Consider the following 18,153-nt stretch of genomic DNA (forward strand, 5'->3'; position numbering starts at 1 on the left):
TACCTTGGGCTGCGTGAAGCTCCTGCACACCTCCGACTGGCATATCGGCCGCACCTTCCACGGCGCCGATCTGCTCGCCGAACAGGAAGCCGTGCTGAGTCATCTCGCCGAGCTCGTGGCCGCCGAGTCGGTCGACGTCGTGCTCGTGTCCGGCGACATCTACGACCGTGCGGTGCCCTCGGCGGAGGCCGTGCGCGTGGCCACCACGGCGCTGGGCCGGATCCGCCAGGCCGGGGCGAAACTGGTGATGACACCGGGCAATCACGATTCCGCGCCGCGGCTGGGCGCGTTCGCCGAATTCGCCGCGGCGGGCGGGCTGCACCTGCGCGCCACGATCGACGGGCTCGCCGAACCGGTGCTGCTGCCGGACGAACACGGCGAGGTCGCCCTCTACGGGATCCCGTATCTGGAACCGGAGCCCGCGCGGCACGCCCTCGGTGTGCCCGAGGCCCGCGGCCACACCGGAGTCCTCACCGAAGCGATGCGGCGGATCCGGGAGGATCTCGCCGGGCGGCCGTCCGGGACGCGGTCGGTGGTGCTCGCGCACGCCTTCGTCACCGGCGGCGAGCCGACCGAATCCGAGCGGACCATCGCGGTCGGCGGCGTCGAGCAGGTACCGGGTTCGGTGTTCGACGGCGTCGATTACGTCGCGCTCGGCCACCTGCACGGCCCGCAGACCCTCGCCGAGCACCTTCGCTATTCGGGCAGCCCGCTGGCGTACTCGTTTTCCGAGACACGCCAACGGAAATCGGTCTGGCTGGTGGAACTCGGCGCCGATGGGCTGGCCGAGGTCCGCCGCCACGAACTGCCGGTGCCGCGGCATCTCGCGATGCTGCGCGGCGAGCTGGCGGAGCTGCTTTCGGACCCGGAGCACGACGGCCTCACCGAACACTTCCTCTCTTTCACGGTCACCGACCGGGTCCGCCCGATCGACGCGATGCGCAAACTGCGCGAGCGGTTCCCGTACGCGGTGCACATGGACTGGCAGCCGGAAGGCGGGCACGACGGGGCCGCGCTGAAGTACGCCGAAGCCGTCCGCGGGCGGTCCGACGTCGAGATCACCCGCAGTTTCCTGGAGGACTGCCGTGGTTCCGCGCCGTCGGAGAGCGAGGAGCGGCTGGTGCTGGCGGCGCTGGGCGCGGCGGGCAGGGAGCGCGAAGTATGAGACTGCACCGGTTGGAGGTCGCCGCTTTCGGGCCGTACGCGGGCCGCGAGGTGGTGGACTTCGACGCGCTCGGCGCGGACGGGCTGTTCCTGCTGCACGGTGACACCGGAGCGGGGAAGACGACGCTGCTCGACGCGATCGCGTTCGCCTTGTTCGGCACCGTTCCCGGCGCTCGCGGCGAGGTCAAACGGCTGCGCTGCGACCTCGCCGAGCCGGATCAGGTCACCGAGGTCGTCCTCGAACTGACCGTGCAGGGCCAGCGGATGCGGATCGCGCGCAACCCCGAGTACCAGCGGCCCAAGCGCCGGGGCGAGGGGATGACCGTCCAGCAGGCGAAGGCGGTGCTGAGCTGGGTCGGTACGGTGCCCGCCGGCCACGTGGCCGAGGGCATCACGCGGATCGACGAGGTCGCGCGCACGGTCGAACGGCTCATCGGCATGACGCACGAGCAGTTCTTCCAGGTGGTCCTGTTGCCGCAAGGCGAATTCGCGCGATTCCTGCGCGCGAACACGGCCGAGCGTGAAGAGCTTCTGGAGCGCCTGTTCGGCACCGAGCGCTTCTCCGACGTCGAGGACTGGTTCGCGAATCTGCGCGCCGAACGCGGTCGCGAGTTGCAGGCCCGGCAGCAGTCGCTGAGGGAATGGGTCGCGCGGTTCGCCCAGGTCGCGGGGCAGGAAGCACCCGAAGAGGGGCAGGCCGAGTGGGTCGGCGAGGTGCTCGCCGAGTCGGCGCGCCGTGTCGGCGAGGCGCAGGAACGTGACACGAAGGCTCGTGCGGCGGCCAAGAAGGCCGAGGCGATTTGGCAGGAGAACCGGTCCACCGCCGAGCGGATCCGCCGCGTGCGCACCGCGTACACGCGGCTTTCGGTGATCGCCGAGCAGGCGGACCAGCGGGCGGAGTGGGCGGAAGAGGTCGAGGCGGCCCATCGCGCGGCGGGGGTGGTCGCGGAGGCCGATCTCCTCGAACGCAGGCTGGACCAGCTCGCGGAGGCCGAAGCCGCCGAAGCTCGCCGTGCCCAGGAGGTGCCGGACGCCGCGGACAGTTCCGCCGCGGAGCTGCGTGCTCGGGCGGGCGGTCTGCGTGAAGAGGCGGGGGCGCTCGCCGAACTCGTGGCGGAAAGCGAGCAACAACACCAGGATCTGGCTCGGCGCGAGCAGCTGACCGCGGTCGCCGCCAAGGCGGAGAAGCAGGCCGAGGAGTTCGCCGTCGAACTGGGGGCCGCGCCGGAGAAGGTCGCGGCCTTGCGTGCGGAAGCGGCCGCTGCCGCCGAGGCCGAAGCAAAGCTCGAGGGCGCTCGCGCTCGCGTCGACGAGTTGACCGCGCTGGCCCGCGACGCCGACGAGATGCCTCGGGTGAAGCAGGCCGTCGAGCGGGCGCGTGTGGCGGTCAGCGAGGCCGTGGATGGTCATCAGCAGGCGCGGCAGCATCGTCTCGATCTGCGTGAGCGGCGACTCGAAGGGATGGCGGCCGAACTCGCGGCCGGTCTCCACGCGGGCGAGGACTGCCCGGTCTGCGGGTCGACTGACCATCCGTCGCCGGCGACGCACACTGGTGGCCTGGTCGATCCCGAGGACGAACGCTGCGCCGAAGTCGCGGAGCAGCAGGCGCATACGCGGCGCGAGAAGGCGAAAGCCGCGTTGCAGGAGGCCGAAAACCGCCTGACCGTGCTGATCGAGCGGTTGGGCGAGCACACCGCCGAGACCCTGCGGGCCGGGCTCGGCGAGGCGCGGGCTCTGGTCGCCACGCTGTCGGAAGCCGCTCGCCGAAGGCCTGATCTCGACACTCGGATCGGTGCCCTGGAACGGAAGATCGAGCAGCTGACCGAACTGCGCGGCGCGGCCGAGCGTCGTGCCGTCGAGATCGCGACCGAGGTGCGCGGCCTGACGGAACGGCTGACCGAACGCGAGCGACGGTTGGAGAGCGCACGCGGGGAGTTCGCCGACGTCGCCGCCCGGCGACGGCATCTGCTCGGCTTCGCGACCCGCCTCGACGCGCTCGCCGAAGCACGGCTGAGCGTCGCGGGCGCCCGAGAACGGCGTGACGAGCAGGCGAAACTGGTCAAGGAAGCGTTGCGGGCCAAGGGATTCTCCGATCTCGACGAGATGCGCGCCGCGGCGCGTCCGGACGAGCAGATCACGAAACTGGAGGCCAGCCTCGCCGACGCGAAGGTGATGGAGCGGGCCGCCCGTGAAGAACTGGCGCAGCCCGACCTGTTCGGCATCTCGCCGGAGGACGAGATCGACGTCGGTGCTTCGGCGGACGCGGCGCAGGACACGCGAGGCGAGGCCGAGCAGGCTTTCGCGGCCCTGCGGACGGCGAAGACGCGGCACACGGACCTGGCAGGCCTCGCCGAGCGGGTGACGTCGCTGATGGCGGATCTGGCGCCGGTCGAAGAGCGGTACCTCGAACTGAAGGCGCTCGCCGAAGTGGTCAACGGGCGCGGCCAGAACGCGCGGAAGATGTCGCTGCGTTCTTATGTGCTGGCCGCGCGGCTGGAGGAGGTCGCGGTCGCGGCGACCGCGCGCCTGCGGACGATGAGCCAGGGGCGTTACTCCTTCGTGCACTCCGACGCGGCCGGTGCGCGGGGCACCCGCGGTGGCCTCGGGCTCGACGTGCTCGACGACTACTCCGGCACCATCAGGCCCGCGAAGACGCTGTCCGGCGGCGAATCCTTCCTCGCGTCGCTCTCGCTGGCCTTGGGCCTCGCCGACGTCGTCGCCGCCGAAACCGGCGGAGCGCTGCTGGACACGCTGTTCATCGACGAGGGCTTCGGCACGCTGGACGCTGAGACGCTCGACATCGTCATGAACATCCTCGACGAGCTTCGCGCGGGTGGGCGAGTGGTCGGGCTGGTGTCGCATGTGGAGGAGCTGCGGCAGCGGATCCCGACGCGGCTACGCGTGCGGAAGGCGCGTACGGGCTCTTCGGTGGAGATCCATGCCGCCTGATCCCGCTAGGAACGGTCCGTTCCTTGCAAAATTTGCAAGTAACGGACCGTTCATTGCATGGCCGGGCGCGAGATCAGGCCGCTTCGTGGGTCAGCAGCCACTGCTTCGCCGGAACGCCCCACCGGAAGTTCCCCACGCCGCCACCGGTCCGCACCACCCGGTGGCACGGCACGAACAGCGCCGCCGCGTTCTTCGCGCACGCCGACGCGGCCGCCCGCACCGCCGCCGGATTCCCCGCCAGCGCCGCGTACTCCGCGTAGCTCACCGGCTCACCCGCGGGCACCTTCCGCAGGATTTCCCAAGCGTGCTCACGGAAAGCGCCGGACCGCTGCCGCACCTCGATGTCGGCGACGGCGTCCAGGTCGCCGTCGTGGTAGCGGCGGATCGCGGTGCTCACCGGCCCCAAGTCCCGTCGCTCCTTCACCTCGCCGGGGGCGAGCGACGGCGAGATCAGCGGCGTCAGTTCGGCGACGTCGCCGGTCCAGCCCGAGGCGAGCACGGCCCCGTCACCCGCCACCACGGCGGTGAACGGGCCGATCTTCGTGTCCATTGTGGACCAATACGCGATGCTCATCGATTTCCTTTCAAGCGCGCAGTAGGTACATGCCGGCGTACGAGGACCAGGGCTGCCAGGCCCGTCCGCGTTCGGCCAGCGTCTTTTCGTCGTCGGTGATGCCCAGCGCGGCCGCTCCACGGCGCAGCGCCGGGTCACCGGTCAGCAGGACGTCCGGTGCGCCGAGTACGCGCATCAGGACGTAGTCCGCGATCCCCGGCCCGATTCCCGGGAGCTCCAGCAGTTCCGCCCGCAACTCCAGGGGATCGCGGCCGACGTGGACCGAAACCTCGTCCGCCAGCGCGCGGGCCACCGCGGCCACCCGTTCAGGGCCGTGTTCGGCGATCTGAGCGGCCGTCGGGAACAGCGTGGTCAGCCCTTCGAGTGACTCGTCGCAGCTGGGCACGCGTTCGCCGAGGCTCTCGGCGAGCGCGGCCGTCTCGGCGGGGGAGAGCATCGCGCGCAGCACGAGCTCATCGCCGTCGACAGCGCCGGGCACCCGGATACCGGGGATCGCTTCGACCAGGGGCGCGAGGGCCGGGTCGGCGCCGAGCACCCGCGCGACCGCCTCGGGGTCGGCGTCGAGATCGAGCAGGCGCCGCACCCTGGCCACCGCGCTGCTCAGGTCGCGCAGGTCGGTGAGCCGCAGGTCGCAGCGGACGTGGTCGTCCTTCGCCGTCAGCCACACCACGCCGGAGCCGTGCGCGAGCCGCAGCGTGCGGCCGTAGCCGGTCACCCCGGAATCGTCGCGCGTCACGTGCTCGACGCCGGGGACGGCCCGGTCGGCCAGGAAATCGAGCACCCCGGCCGCGTCGAACGGCTTCCGGAACGGCAGCCGCAGGCTCAGCCGGGTCCCGGTCGGCAGCTCCTCGGCCTTACGACGGCGCAGGCTCGCCGCCCGAAGCTGCGAAGGCGTCGTCGCGAAGACCTCCCGGATCGTCTCGTTGAACTGGCGGACGCTGGAGAACCCGGCCGCGAACGCGACGTCGGTCAGCGGGAGCCCGGACATCTCGATCAGCAGCCGCGCCGAATGCGCCCGGTGCGCCCTGGCCAGCGCCAGCGGACCGGCGCCGAGTTCCGCGGTGAGGACGCGCCCGAGCTGGCGTTCGGAATAGCCGAGCCGCCGCGCGAGCCCCGGGACGCCGTCGCGTTCGACGGTGCCGTCCGAGATGAGCCGCATCGCCCGGGCAGCGAGGTCGGCCCGGATGTCCCAGTCGGGCGAGCCGGGGACCGCGTCGGGCAGGCAGCGTCGGCAGGCGCGGAAGCCGTGGGACTGGGCGGCCGCCGACGTCGGGTAGAAGCGGACGTTCTGCTGCTTCGGCGTCGACGCGGGGCAGGACGGACGGCAGTAGATCCCGGTGGTGGAGACGGCCATGATGAACTGGCCGTCGAACCGGGAATCACGGGCGGCGACGGCGCGGTAACACCGTTCGGCGTCCCGCCACACGGCCCGTTCGGCCAGGGTCTGCTCGGTCATGACATCGATCGTGCCACCAGGTCGGAGGCGCGGCTGGCGGAAATCCGACACGGCGATCAAGGCCTCGGCGGATGGGGCGGCGGGCGGCACGTAGACTTCTGGCCCGTGAGTCTCACCCTCGGCATCGTCGGCCTGCCCAACGTCGGCAAGTCCACCCTGTTCAACGCGCTGACCCGCAACGACGTGCTCGCGGCGAACTACCCGTTCGCGACGATCGAGCCCAACGTCGGCGTCGTCCCGCTGCCGGACCCGCGGCTGGACAAGCTCGCCGAGGTCTTCGGGTCCGAGCGGACCGTGCCCGCCGTCGTGTCCTTTGTGGACATCGCGGGCATCGTGAAGGGCGCTTCCGAGGGGGCCGGCCTCGGCAACAAGTTCCTCGCGAACATCCGCGAGGCCAACGCGATCTGCCAGGTCATCCGCGTGTTCGACGACCCGGACGTGATCCACGTCGACGGCCGGATCGACCCGGGCAGTGACATCGAGACGATCAACACCGAGCTGATCCTCGCCGACCTGCAGACCCTGGAGAAGGCGCTGCCGCGGCTGGAGAAGGAAGCGCGGACGAAGAAGGAGAACAAGCCCGCGCTCGACAACGCGGTCAAGGCCAAGGAGATCCTCGACGCCGGGCGCACGCTCTTCCAGGCGCAGAAGGAGGTCGACTTCGAGGCGCTGCGCGAGCTGAGCCTGCTCACCACGAAGCCGTTCCTCTACGTCTTCAACGCCGACGAAGGCATCCTCACCGACGAGTCGCGCCGTGAGGAGCTGGCCAAGCTGGTCGCCCCGGCCGACGCGGTGTTCCTCGACGCCAAGGTCGAAGCCGAGCTGCTCGAACTGGACGACGAAGAGTCCGTGCGCGAGCTGCTGGAGTCCGTCGGCCAGCACGAGCCGGGCCTCTACTCCCTCGCGCGCGCCGGTTTCCACACCCTCGGCCTGCAGACGTACCTGACCGCCGGCCCCAAGGAGTCGCGCGCCTGGACGATCCCGCAGGGCGCGACCGCCCCGCAGGCCGCGGGCGTCATCCACACCGACTTCGAGCGCGGCTTCATCAAGGCCGAGGTCGTCTCGTTCGACGACCTGATCGAGAACGGCTCGATGGCCGCCGCCCGCTCGGCGGGCAAGGTGCGCATGGAGGGCAAGGACTACGTGATGGCGGACGGCGACGTGGTGGAGTTCCGCTTCAACGTCTGACGTGCGGTCGCTTGAATCGAAGCCTCCCGTGACGAGTGTCGCGGGAGGCTTCATCGATTACCGCCCGCTAGCGGGCTGCAGGGATTGCCCCAGCGCAAAGCTTCACCTTGTTCGGTGTTCGGTATTGACCGAACACCGAACGCGGTGCATCCTTCAGCGGTGAGGTCCCGTTCGGAGCGAAGCGACGCCGCAGAGGCGCTCGTTGCCGCTACGCGGTCACTGGGACTTGATGTGCGGCTCGACCACCGCGCCGAAAGCGACTCGAGCCCAGACCTCCTCATCGAGTTGCCGGACGGAAGGTCCGTCGTTGTCGAAGCCAAGACAGCGTCATTGGTCACGGCCGACAGCGCTCCGGGGCAACTACGGCGGTGGTCGGACAGTGTCGTCTCCGGCACGGCGCCCGTCGTCGTCGCAGGCAGGATCACGGCAGGTGGACGGGACAAGCTCAACCAGGCCGGCTGGAGCTGGTTAGACCTGCGCGGTCATTTGAGGTTGGTGGGCCCGGGTCTTTTCGTCGACGTGGACATTCCTGCATTGTCGAAGCCGGGTCCTGTTCGTGAAGGAGTCGTCGGACAGGTCGGCATCGAGCTCGCGACTCTCCTGCTGCTCGATCCGGCGACAGGACTCGGCGTCCGCGAGGCGGCGGCCGAGCTGGGACGCGCGGCGAGTTCCGTCTCGGAAGCCTTTGCCGCGTTGCGCACGGCTGGCCTGGTCGCCGCGAATCGCGCGCCCGCCGTACCGGAGCTGTTCTGGGAACTCGCTGAGCACTGGAAGCCGGTAAGTGTGGATGTCGCGAGCGTGCCAAAGCCGGGTGGCGGGCGAGAAAATTCGGTGCTGAGCTTGGGCTTCGACGATGTGGAGTCGACTGTGGGCTGGGCACTGACCGACACCGTGGCGGTGGCTCGCTACGGTGCCCCTGTCTCGGTTCGTGCCGATCACCCGCCGGACTTCTACGTCCCTGATCAGGGAGTGCTGCGCCGCGCCACCCGGCTACTGGGAACCGTCGAAGCGCCGTCGGCCAGGGCTGCCAGCCTTCGCGTCGCGCCGACACCGCTCGCATGTGCTCGGCGCGTCGATGGCGCGGCATGGGCCGGCGAGTCGTGGCCGTTGGCCAACCCGCTGTTCGTGGCACTCGATCTCGCGCGAGATCCGGGACGTGGCCGGGAGATCCTGGACATGTGGACGCCGGCGGAGCCGTGGCATCGTGTCTGGTGAGGTTCCTGGCGTCGTTCTCGCCGGTAGTTCGATGACGCGGCTTGTGAGTGCGATACCCGTCGTAACCGAACAGACGGGGCGTCCGATTGTTCTCGTGGGTGGACTCGCGGTCATGTGCAGGCTATCCACCCCTTACCGGGCAACGACCGATCTCGACACTGTCGACCATCGGGCGCCGAACGAGCGCTCGCAACTCGAACTGCTCGTGGCGACCGGAGGTACCCCTAGCGGCCCCTCCGGCGTCCTGGTCCGGACTCCGCACGGTGAGGTCCAAGTCGACGTCCTCGAAGTCACGGACACCGAAATCGAAAATCTTCCGGAAGACCCGACCGATCGCCTGCACGTCCTGTCTCATGCGTGGGCCGCATCGACCGCCTCCGGGCTGGAGCTGAAAGCGGAGGGACTCGCGCCGTTGGTCGTCCGGGTATCCGAGCCCGGCCCGATCATCGCGATGAAACTGCAGTCGATCATGAATCGTGGAGCGGTGAAGGAGGGCACAGATCTTCTCGACATCGTTCGGGTCACCTTGGACCGCGACTGTGGACCTGTATCCCGGGACCAGCTCGAGGCGGCTGGTCCTCAGCTGCGTGCTGACGCGCTGCTCCACGCCGTACGATGGTTCGATCGGTCGGCGGATCGCTCGCTGCGAAAAATCCAGGCGGTTCCCGAAAGCGGCGACATCGAGATCGACGACGTCCGGCTGGTCGGCGAGCTGCTCGTCGCCGCGCTCGGAGAATGACCGGCGGGAGTTCCGCTTCGATCACACGCCGTAGCGTTCCTGGAACATCGTCGCGGGTGCCTCGCCGTATAGGCCGCCACGATCTCCTCCGCCACGTCCTCGCCGGCCTGCAACCGGACAAGATAGGCAACCGCCCAGTGCAGCTCGGCGGCGTCGAAATCCTTCTCCGAACGCCGTCAGGGAAGGCCCCGGACCTGCCGCCCGGCGGTTCGGATGAACACGGACAGGCTTTCCTGACTGTGTTCTTCATGCTGTTTCACGGCGGCGAGATCCGGAGCTTGATGCAGGGCCGCGATCGGTTCGAAGGTGGCGTCGACGAGTTGGAGGAGTTCGGGATCGTCGGTGAGCATCTGGATCCTGAGCCGCGCGTGATCGGCCGTCGCCCCGAGCTTGTCCGATTCGGTGTGCGCGGCTCTCAGCTCGTCGTCCGGTGCCGAGCGCTGCTTGAGGAACCACTTCGCGATCACGCCTTGCCGCAGTTCGGTCATGGCTTCGGCGAAGGCCACGTAAGCGGCGATCCGTTCCTGTCGAAGCCGTTCGTCGCGAGCGGTCCGCTCCGTTCGTCGTGTGTTCAGCAATCCGAGGAGGTAGGTGAGGGTGGACCCGGCCAAGGTCCCGGAGATCGCGACCACACTGGTCAGCACACCGTTCATGGTCGGGGATCGTAGGATCTCCGCGGTCGCGCGGGAACCGGTTCCGAGGAGAACAGTGCCGACGCGCGAACAGCTGCGCCCGAACTTCGGCTGAAGGAGCGAGCACGATGGCACGGAAGCGGAAGACCCTTCCCAAGGACTTCCAGGAGATGCTGACTTCGGCGTCGGTGGACGAACTCAAAGCCGTCTTCGGCAAATGCGAGATAGACGCGCGGGGCGGCTACGCCAAAGGGACCGCCATCGGCTTCCCGGAGTGCCCGGACGAGCTCGTCGTCTGGCTGACCGGGCAGGGGCTCGCCGTCGACACCCCGGACAGCTACGGCAGGACGGCGCTCCATGCGCGGGCTTCCCGCGGTGTTCCGGAGCAGATCCCCTTGCTGCTCTCGCTCGGTGCGGACATCGATGCGGCCGACACCTCCGGGCAAACGCCGCTTCAGTCCGCTGTGGACGGTTTGCGGGCCGAGGCGGCACGAGTGCTGATCGAGCACGGGGCCTCGACAGAGGTGCTCGACAGGCGCGGCAAACCGTTGCTGACACGAGCCCTGATCAGGACGGAGAACGCCTACATCCCCGAGTGTGCCGAGATCGCGAAGCTGCTCCTCGAACACGGAGCGAGCATCACGGCCGAGATGCGCGAAAAGGTCGAGCGGATCGGCAGTGGTTTCGAGTTCCACCGGGAGAGCTTCAACCGGGATCTCCTCGAAGAGACCGACGCCGCGCTCAGCGAGCTGTACCGGATCTTCGAGGTCGAGCCGGTCGCCCGGCGGTCGAAGCACGACGGGGTTTCGGCAATCGTCGTGCCCGGCGGCTCTTGGCAGGAGCGGCACAAAGCGCTTTGGGAGCTTCTCGTGCCGTCGAGCGGCGCGGGCGCGACAGTGCAGTGCGAAGCCATCCGCGTCACCGGCCGGATCTCCGACGAGATGTTCCGGAACGGAGGGGCGAACTGGGACCGTAGCTATCGTGCGATGGCTGACGCGTTCCCGGGTTTCCTCGCGCAGGGCGAACCTCTCGGCGAGGAAGAACTCCGAGAGGCCAAGGAGATCGCCAAGCATGTCAGGTCGGGCCGCGGCTGGGAAGACCACCTCGATCGCTTGAGCGAGCTAGCCGTCGCCTGGGTCGCGAAGAACCCGGCCCCGATCGCCTTGGGAGCGGTGGACTACACACGTTGAGGGGTGCCGGGTGTCCCCGACGAGGACACCCGGCGTGGCTCACTTCCGCAGCAGGCTGTACGCGGCGGAACCGATCAGCTCCAGCGAAACCTGAAGCCGCTCAAGGGAAACGTTGTCCTTGATGGTGTCTTCCGGCGTGTGGTACGTCGGCTCCAGCAACGCCGGGCCGGTTTCGCCGCGCCAGCTGAAGTTGCCCGAAGCGATCCCGCGCTCGAAGAACGGCACGTGGTCGCTCGAACCGCGCGCCACCGGACCCTTCACCCGCGGGTCGTAGCCGAGCCGTTTGGCGGCGGCGTTGACGGCCGCGGTCGTGGCGTTGTCGGCACCGTCGACCGAAAGCAGCCAGTAGGTGACCGCCGGGTCCCAGCTGGTGGCGACCATGTCGTTCTGGAAGCAGCCCGCGATCCGCTTCGCCTCCGGGTCGGACAGGTTCTTGACGTAGTGCCGCGAGCCGATCAGCCCGTACTCCTCCGAGCCCCACAGCGCGAACCGCAGCGTCTTGTTCGTCGGCAGGTACCGCAGGACACGCGCCAGCTCCAGGCACAGCACGGTGCCGCTGCCGTCGTCGTTGGCACCGGGGGAGCCGGGGACGCTGTCGTAGTGCGCGGTCACCATGACCACGCCTTCGTCCTTGCCGGGGAACGTGGCGGGCCGCTCGGCGATGACGTTGTACGACGTCAGGTTCTTGTGGTGGGTGGCCGTCGCCTTGACCGTGACCGAGCCCTTGGCCAGCCGTTCGCGCAGGCGCTCCACCTGCACCTGGGCCAGGCCCAGCACCGGGATGGTGACCGGGGTGGCGAGCGTCGGGGAGAACGCCGACAGCTTGCGGGCCGGGTCGGCGCCGATCCGGCCGAGCAGCACGGCGTCCGCTCCGCGCTGCGCGGCCGTCAGGTACGCATCGGCCTTGTTCGCCACGGCGGCGATCAGGACGATCTTGCCGGTCAGGTCGTCGGGCAGGGTGCTGCCGTCACCGGCGTCGACGACGACGGCCTCGCGGGTGATGTCCTGCGCGCCCTGCGGCGACGAGCCGGTCTGCCAGCTGTCGCGTCCGATCGTCAGGGTGCCGAGGAACTTGTCGGCGATCGGGAACGGCTGCAGCGTGACCTGGTAGCGCAGCTCGCGAAGCACCTTCGCGATGTAGTCCCTGGCCCGCAGTTCGCCCTCGGTACCGGCGATCCGGGGGCCGATCCTGTCGCTGAGCACCCGAAGGTGCTCCAGCGCCCGCCGCGACCGCACGCGCGCGATCACGGGGTAGTCCCCGAACTCCAGCGACGGCGGGAACTGCGCGCCCGGACGTTGTTGCGTGGCCGCGGCGGCGGTGCCGGGGTTCAGCCCGATCGTCGCCGCGCCCGCCAGTGCCACCGCGCCCGCGAGCACCTCACGTCTGCGCAGACCTGCCATGGAACACCCCTCACTTCTCGGAGAAACTCGTCCGAGTAGCCAATAGTGCGCCGGTCACCGGAGCAACCTCCGATCGTCCCCTTTTTCCGGTTCAGCGCACGGCGACCCGGCGGTAGGCCGCCGAGGAAGAAGGCGTTGGCGACGGCGGCGGTGGCGAACTCCTCACTCGGTTTCAAGACCACTGCTACCAAAGTGGTAGCATCGATTCATGGCCATGACCCTGAGGTTGAACGACGAGCAGGAGCGCGCGCTCGCCCTGCTGGCGGAGGCCGACGGTGTGAGCAAGCACGAGGCCACGGTCCGCGCCATCACCGAGGCCGCCGCGCGCCGCGTCCGCGACGATCGGGTCCGGGCGCTGTCGAAGGACGGCCGGGAGCGCTACGCCGCCTTGCTCGACCGTCTCGCCCAGTGATCGAGTACCTCACCGTCGAAGACCTCCTGGCGCTCGCGGAGGACCTCCGCGTGCCCAAGGTCCGCGATCTCGGGCTGCTCGACTCCGCCGCGCACCGGCCGCGGTCCTCACTGATGGGTCAGGACGCCTATCCGACGCTGCACGAGAAGGCGGCGGTACTGCTGGAGTCGGTCGTGCGCAACCATCCGCTCATCGACGGCAACAAACGCCTGTCCTGGATGGCGACGTTCGTCTTCTACGGCCTCAACGGGTACGACCTCGACGCACCGGAAGACGACGCGTACGACCTGGTGATCGCGATGTCCACCGGTTCGCGCACCTACCGGGAAGCGGCGGACGAACTGGCCGCGTGGGCGAGGGTAACTTCGGACGGGTGAAGCCCTTGAGTCCCGACATGTTCGCGCCCGGCTGCCCGTCGAACCTGACCCCGTTCCGGATCGGCGACAAATGGGCGGGCCTGGTCGTGCTGTGCCTGGAAGAAGGACCGCGCCGGTTCTCGGAGCTGCGGGTGCCCTTGCGGGGAGTCACGCCGAAGGTGCTCACGGAGACCCTCAGGGCTCTGGAGCGCGACGGCATGATCACGCGGACGGCGTACGACGAGACACCGCCGCGGGTGGAGTACGAGCTCACCTCGCTCGGCCGGACGTTGTTCGAGCCGATGGAGGCATGCCGTGAATGGGCGGCGAAGCACCTTCCGGAGCTCGTCGCCGCCCGCGAGGCGTACTCGGGTTAACCGAGAAGGCCGAGCACGACGATCGTCAGCAGCGTGATGGCCGCGGCGAAGGTGGTCACCCAGGCGCGCTGGGCGGCGGTGATGGAGGCGTTGTTCACGGCGGTTCCCCGGGGGAGAGAAGCGACAGGTCCGCCGGGAACAGCGCGTTGATCAGGCTCCGCGTTACCTTCGCGACGCCGGTGTGATCAAGATCACTGATCGTGCTGGTGATGCCGCTCGCGCGCGGTGTACCAGAGCACTCCGGCGGCGGCCGCCACCATCGCGCCGAACGCCGAGAACCCCACCACGATCGCCTGCGTCATCACTCGTCCCTTCTCGTTGTGTCCCTACCGGGGTGACGTCCGAGAAGCGGAGTTGTGGCGCGGTCGTAGCGGACGTCACATGTCCGCGAGTACCCCGTCGATCTGCGACGCAAGCGAGAAGTCCTTCTCCGTCAGCCCTCCGGCCGAGTGCGTGCTGAGCCGGAACGTCACCGTCCGCCAGCGGATGTCGATGTCGGGATGGTGGTCGGCCGCCTCCGCCAGTTCGGCCACCTTGTCCACCGCTTCGATCGCCTTGGGGAAGCTCGGCAGCTTCGCCGTCCGCTCGATCGTCACGCCGTCACGGGACCAGCCGGAGAGCTTGGCCACGGCTGCGTCGGCCTGCTGGTCGTTCAAGATTTCCGCCATGACTCCATGGTGGTACGCCGTCGGCTACGCTGCACGTTTGCCACGGGTCCCCCTTGAAGAACGCAGGAGGCTAGATGAAACGCGCCCTCCGCACGGTCGTTGCGGCTGGCACGGTGGCCGCCCTCGTCGCGGGCTGCTCGCTCTCCGGGAACACGGGGAACGACCCGCAGGCGACGGCGACGGTCACACTCGTGACACACGACTCGTGGCTCGCGCCTCAGGAGGTCCTCGACGCGTTCGAGCGGCAGTCCGGGATCAAGATCTCCGTGCTCAAGCAGGGTGACGCCGGCGCGCTGACCAACAAACTGGTGCTCACCAAGGCGAATCCGATCGGCGACGTCGCGTACGGCATCGACTCGACGTTCGCCTCGCGCGCGCTCGCCGAGGGCGTTTTCGAGCAGTACACCAGCCCGGAAGCCGATCGCGGCCCGCAGCGCTACTCCATCGACCCCGAACACCGGCTCTCCGCGGTCGACCTCGGCGACGTCTGCGTCAACATCGACGCCCGGTATTTCGCGGACAAGGGGATCCCGGAGCCGAAGTCGTTCGCGGATCTGACCGACGCCAAGTACAAGGACCTGATGGTCGCCGAGAGCCCCGCGACGTCGTCGCCGGGGCTGGCGTTCCTGCTCGGCACCGTCGCCCAGTTCGGCGAGCAGGGCTGGCAGGGGTACTGGACGCAGCTGAAGGCCAACGGGCTCAAGACGGTCAGCGGCTGGGAAGAGGCGTACACCAAGGAGTTCTCCGGCTCCTCGGGCAAGGGCCCGCGTCCGATCGTCGTCTCCTACGCCTCCTCGCCCGCCGCCGAGATCGGCGACGACGGCAAGCCGCGGACGAAGGCGCTGCTCGACACCTGTTATCGCCAGGTCGAGTACGCCGGTGTGCTGAAGGGCGGCAAGCAGGTCGAGAAGGCCCGCAAGGTGGTGGACTTCCTGCTGTCGCAGCAGTTCCAGGTCACCGTGGCGAGCAACATGTACGTGTACCCGGCCCGGCAGGGCGTCGAGCTCCCGCAGGGCTGGGCGCAGGCCGCGCCGCTGCCGCAGCAGCCGAAGACGCTCGAACCGGCCAAGATCCAGGCCGGGCGCGAGCAGTGGATCGCGCAGTGGCGCACGCTGATCGAAGGCTGAACACCACCGGGCTGACCTTCCGAGGAGCCGGGCTGGCCGCCCTCGCCGTGCCGCCGCTCGGTTTCCTCGTGGTGTTCTTCGCCTGGCCGGTCGCGGCGATCGTCGGCCGGGGCTTCGGCTCCGGCGGCGTCGGCACGGCCATCGGCGACCCGCTGACCTGGAAACTCGCCGGGTTCACCGTCGCCAGCGCCGGGGTTTCGACGATCGTCGCGGTGCTGGCGGGGCTGCCGGTGGCGTTCCTGCTCGCGCGGGTGCGGCTGCCGGGGGTCTCGCTGGTCCGGACACTCGTGCTGGTGCCGTTCGTGCTGCCGACCGTCGTGGTCGGCCTGGCCTTCCGCGCACTCTGGCCCGACGGCGGCCTGCTGCCGCTGGTGCTGGCCAACGCCTTCTTCAACGTCGCGGTCGTCGCGCGCACGGTTTCCGGCCTGTGGAGCCATCTCGATCCGCGCACCGTGGACGCGGCCCGCGCGCTCGGCGCGTCGCCGTGGCGTGCCTTCCGTTCGGTGACGCTGCCCGCGCTCGCGCCTGCCATCGCGTCCTCGGCCGCGGTGGTCTTCCTGTTCTGTGCCACCAGCTTCGGCGTCGTGCTCATCCTCGGCGGAGCGAAGTACCGCACCCTGGAGACCGAGATCTACCTGCGCACGGTCGAACTGCTCGACCTCTCCGGCGCGGCCGCGTTGTCGCTGGTGCAGTTCGCCGCCGTCGTCGCCGCGCTCGTCGTCGGGGCGCTGGCGAGACGGCGCCGGGAGAACGCCGTGCGGCTGCGTTCGCGGAGCGAGACCGCGCGGAGGCCGAGGGGCGGCGAGTGGTGGGCCGTGGCCGCCGGGCTCGCGGTGATCGCGCTCCTGATGACGCCGATCGTGGCGCTGCTGGTCGAGTCCGTGTCCACTTCGGATGGTTGGAGCCTCGCGGGCTACGAGGCGCTCGCCGGGCACGGTTCGCGTAACGCGCTCCAGGTCTCGGGCTGGGACGCGGCGTCGATGTCGCTGCGGACGGCGTTCGACGCGACGATGCTCGCGATGATCGTCGGCGTGCTGGCCTCGGTCGTGCTGGTGGCGCTGCGCCGTACGCCCGGCAGGCTGGCGCGGGGCATGGGTGAGACGATGGACGCCGCGCTGATGCTGCCGCTGGGGGTGTCCGCGGTGACCGTGGGTTTCGGCTATCTCGTCACGCTCGACGCGCTGCCGGGCGACCTGCGGACGTCGCCGCTGCTGGTGCCGCTCGCGCAGGCGCTGGTGATCATCCCGCTGATCGTGCGGATGGTGCTGCCGGTCCTGCGGTCGGTCGACGTCCGGCTGCGACAGGCCGCGTCGACGCTCGGCGCGAGCCCCGGCCGGGTATGGCGCGAGATCGATCTCCCGCTGACGGCGCGTTCGCTGGTCGCGGCGGCCGGGTTCGGGTACGTGGTCGCGCTCGGCGAGTTCGGCGCGACGAGCTTCCTGGCCAGGCCGGACGCGCCGACGCTGCCGGTCGCCGTCGCGACGCTGATCTCGCGGCCGGGGGAGCTGAACAACCAGATGGCCTACGCGGCCTGTGCGCTGCTCATGATCGTGACCGTGGTGGCGGTGGTGCTGATCGACCGGTTCGGCGCGGTCCGCGGGCAGAATTCGGTAGGGGAGTTCTAGTGTCGCTGTCGGTACGGGATCTGACCGTCCACTATGGATCCTTCGCGGCGGTGAAGGACGCCCGGCTGGACATCGCCGACGGCGAGGTGCTGGCGCTGCTCGGACCGTCGGGTTCGGGGAAGTCGACGCTGCTGCGGGCGATCACCGGGCTGGAGCCGCTGACGTCGGGCACCGTGCGGTGGGACGGCGAAGACCTCGCCGGTGTCCCGGTGCACCGGCGGGAGTTCGGGCTGGTCTTCCAGGACGGGCAGCTGTTCCCGCACAAGGACGTCGCCTCGAACATCGCGTTCGGCCTGCGGATGCACGACGTCCCGCGCGCCGAGCACGCCGACCGCGTCCGTGCGCTGCTGGAACTGGTCGGGCTCGTCGGCTACGAGCGGCGGAGGGTGACCGAGCTGTCCGGCGGGCAGGCGCAGCGCGTGGCACTGGCCCGCGCGCTGGCGCCGGAGCCGCGGTTGCTGCTGCTGGACGAACCACTGTCCGGTTTGGACGCCGGGTTGCGGGAACAGCTGGCGATCGACCTCGCGGCCCTGTTGCGGCGCAGCAAGATCACCGCGCTGCTGGTCACGCACGATCAGGAGGAGGCGTTCACCCTCGCCGACCGCGTCGCCGTGCTCGAAGACGGCGAGATCCGGCAGGAGGGCGCGGTGCGCCGCGTCTGGCGGCAGCCGGTGGACGAGGGTGTGGCGCGGTTCCTCGGCGTGACCACGTTCGTCGACGGGGAGGCTTCCGGCGGTGTGGTGCGGACGCCGCTCGGCGAGGTCGCGCTGCCCGACGTCGAGGACGGCGCGGTGCGGCTGGGACTGCGGCCGCACGGGCTCCGCGTGGCTCTCGACGGCGTCGAAGGCGAGGTCGTCGCCGTCGTACATCGACGGGAGCACGTCCGGCTCGTGGTCGCTCCCGGCGGCGATCTGTCCACTGTGGACGCCGTCGCGCCGGTCACCGCCGATCTGCGTCCCGGTGACACCGTGCGGCTCGCTCTGGATCCCGACGGTGTCGCCCAGCTACGCGTTTAGTCCTCTGAATGCGGTAGTCCGTGCCCAAACCTGCGGTTTTCCGCAGGGTCCGCCGGGCTCGCCC

17 protein-coding genes are annotated in these 18,153 nt (G+C 69.7%); 12 read left to right on the forward strand and 5 right to left on the reverse strand.

The features are described 5' to 3' along the window. The first annotated feature begins 13 nt into the window (after positions 1-13). Together AVR91_RS39630 and AVR91_RS39635 are read left to right on the forward strand one after the other, a co-directional pair. Positions 14-1,165 carry an exonuclease SbcCD subunit D gene (locus AVR91_RS39630; protein ID WP_063277589.1) on the forward strand — a complete coding sequence of 384 codons (1,152 nt, stop codon included), beginning with the start codon at positions 14-16 and terminating at the stop codon, positions 1,163-1,165. After that, positions 1,162-4,113: an AAA family ATPase gene (locus AVR91_RS39635; RefSeq protein WP_063277588.1), complete on the forward strand. Its 2,952-nt coding sequence runs from the start codon at positions 1,162-1,164 to the stop codon at positions 4,111-4,113. The genes AVR91_RS39630 and AVR91_RS39635 overlap by 4 nt, the downstream gene beginning before the upstream one ends. Before the next feature lie 73 nt (positions 4,114-4,186). Here the strand turns inward: AVR91_RS39635 and AVR91_RS39640 are convergent, their stop codons facing one another. Together AVR91_RS39640 and AVR91_RS39645 are read right to left on the reverse strand one after the other, a co-directional pair. Next, entirely contained in the window at positions 4,187-4,687 is a 501-nt protein-coding gene (locus AVR91_RS39640; RefSeq protein ID WP_016337152.1) for a methylated-DNA--[protein]-cysteine S-methyltransferase, read from the reverse strand. Positions 4,688-4,697: 10 nt separating this feature from the next. Beyond that, positions 4,698-6,143 (reverse strand): DNA-3-methyladenine glycosylase 2 family protein, encoded by a 1,446-nt coding sequence (locus AVR91_RS39645; protein ID WP_063277587.1) that lies wholly within the window; start codon positions 6,141-6,143, stop codon positions 4,698-4,700. Between the two features lie 105 nt (positions 6,144-6,248). Here AVR91_RS39645 and ychF point away from each other — a divergent pair, with 105 nt between their 5' ends. The 3 genes from ychF (at position 6,249) to AVR91_RS39660 (ending at position 9,285) form a co-directional block, all read left to right on the forward strand. Then, positions 6,249-7,331, forward strand: coding sequence for a redox-regulated ATPase YchF (ychF, locus tag AVR91_RS39650; RefSeq protein WP_016337150.1), 1,083 nt, complete (start codon positions 6,249-6,251; stop codon positions 7,329-7,331). Between the two features lie 231 nt (positions 7,332-7,562). Next, positions 7,563-8,546 carry a hypothetical protein gene (locus AVR91_RS42555; RefSeq protein ID WP_063277586.1) on the forward strand — a complete coding sequence of 328 codons (984 nt, stop codon included), beginning with the start codon at positions 7,563-7,565 and terminating at the stop codon, positions 8,544-8,546. 31 nt (positions 8,547-8,577) lie between these two features. Next, positions 8,578-9,285 (forward strand): hypothetical protein, encoded by a 708-nt coding sequence (locus AVR91_RS39660; RefSeq protein WP_063277585.1) that lies wholly within the window; start codon positions 8,578-8,580, stop codon positions 9,283-9,285. Between the two features lie 176 nt (positions 9,286-9,461). On the opposite strand, the gene AVR91_RS39665 is transcribed toward AVR91_RS39660, so the two are convergent. Further along, positions 9,462-9,938: a hypothetical protein gene (locus tag AVR91_RS39665; protein WP_063277584.1), complete on the reverse strand. Its 477-nt coding sequence runs from the start codon at positions 9,936-9,938 to the stop codon at positions 9,462-9,464. Between the two features lie 107 nt (positions 9,939-10,045). Here AVR91_RS39665 and AVR91_RS39670 point away from each other — a divergent pair, with 107 nt between their 5' ends. Then, positions 10,046-11,107 carry an ankyrin repeat domain-containing protein gene (locus tag AVR91_RS39670; protein ID WP_063277583.1) on the forward strand — a complete coding sequence of 354 codons (1,062 nt, stop codon included), beginning with the start codon at positions 10,046-10,048 and terminating at the stop codon, positions 11,105-11,107. A gap of 39 nt (positions 11,108-11,146) precedes the next feature. Here the strand turns inward: AVR91_RS39670 and AVR91_RS39675 are convergent, their stop codons facing one another. Further along, positions 11,147-12,508: a M20/M25/M40 family metallo-hydrolase gene (locus tag AVR91_RS39675; protein WP_063277582.1), complete on the reverse strand. Its 1,362-nt coding sequence runs from the start codon at positions 12,506-12,508 to the stop codon at positions 11,147-11,149. Between the two features lie 208 nt (positions 12,509-12,716). Here AVR91_RS39675 and AVR91_RS39680 point away from each other — a divergent pair, with 208 nt between their 5' ends. Genes AVR91_RS39680 through AVR91_RS39690 form a run of 3 tightly spaced genes read left to right on the forward strand, consistent with a single transcriptional unit; the run spans position 12,717 to position 13,653 of the window. Next, the gene (locus tag AVR91_RS39680; protein WP_016337139.1) at positions 12,717-12,920 is read left to right on the forward strand and encodes a hypothetical protein; all 204 of its coding nucleotides are present in this window, start codon (positions 12,717-12,719) and stop codon (positions 12,918-12,920) included. Next, positions 12,917-13,297: a type II toxin-antitoxin system death-on-curing family toxin gene (locus AVR91_RS39685; RefSeq protein WP_063277581.1), complete on the forward strand. Its 381-nt coding sequence runs from the start codon at positions 12,917-12,919 to the stop codon at positions 13,295-13,297. Before AVR91_RS39680 ends, AVR91_RS39685 begins: the two co-directional genes overlap by 4 nt. A 17-nt stretch (positions 13,298-13,314) precedes the next feature. Then, a complete protein-coding gene (locus AVR91_RS39690; RefSeq protein WP_063277672.1) occupies positions 13,315-13,653 on the forward strand; it encodes a winged helix-turn-helix transcriptional regulator in 339 nt (112 codons plus the stop codon). A gap of 377 nt (positions 13,654-14,030) precedes the next feature. Here AVR91_RS39690 and AVR91_RS39695 read toward each other — a convergent pair whose 3' ends face one another. Then, the gene (locus tag AVR91_RS39695; RefSeq protein WP_063277580.1) at positions 14,031-14,321 is read right to left on the reverse strand and encodes a 4a-hydroxytetrahydrobiopterin dehydratase; all 291 of its coding nucleotides are present in this window, start codon (positions 14,319-14,321) and stop codon (positions 14,031-14,033) included. Positions 14,322-14,395: 74 nt separating this feature from the next. Between AVR91_RS39695 and AVR91_RS39700 the strand changes: the two genes are divergently transcribed. Genes AVR91_RS39700 through AVR91_RS39710 form a run of 3 tightly spaced genes read left to right on the forward strand, consistent with a single transcriptional unit; the run spans position 14,396 to position 18,089 of the window. After that, positions 14,396-15,448, forward strand: coding sequence for a thiamine ABC transporter substrate-binding protein (locus AVR91_RS39700; RefSeq protein ID WP_063277579.1), 1,053 nt, complete (start codon positions 14,396-14,398; stop codon positions 15,446-15,448). 47 nt (positions 15,449-15,495) lie between these two features. Next, positions 15,496-17,073, forward strand: a complete 1,578-nt coding sequence (locus AVR91_RS39705) for an ABC transporter permease (RefSeq protein WP_063277671.1) — start codon at positions 15,496-15,498, stop codon at positions 17,071-17,073. Next, a complete protein-coding gene (locus AVR91_RS39710) occupies positions 17,073-18,089 on the forward strand; it encodes an ABC transporter ATP-binding protein (protein WP_063277578.1) in 1,017 nt (338 codons plus the stop codon). Before AVR91_RS39705 ends, AVR91_RS39710 begins: the two co-directional genes overlap by 1 nt. The last annotated feature ends 64 nt before the right edge of the window (positions 18,090-18,153 follow it).

This window comes from Amycolatopsis keratiniphila subsp. keratiniphila (assembly GCF_001620365.2).
Classification (GTDB): Bacteria; Actinomycetota; Actinomycetes; order Mycobacteriales; family Pseudonocardiaceae; genus Amycolatopsis; species Amycolatopsis keratiniphila.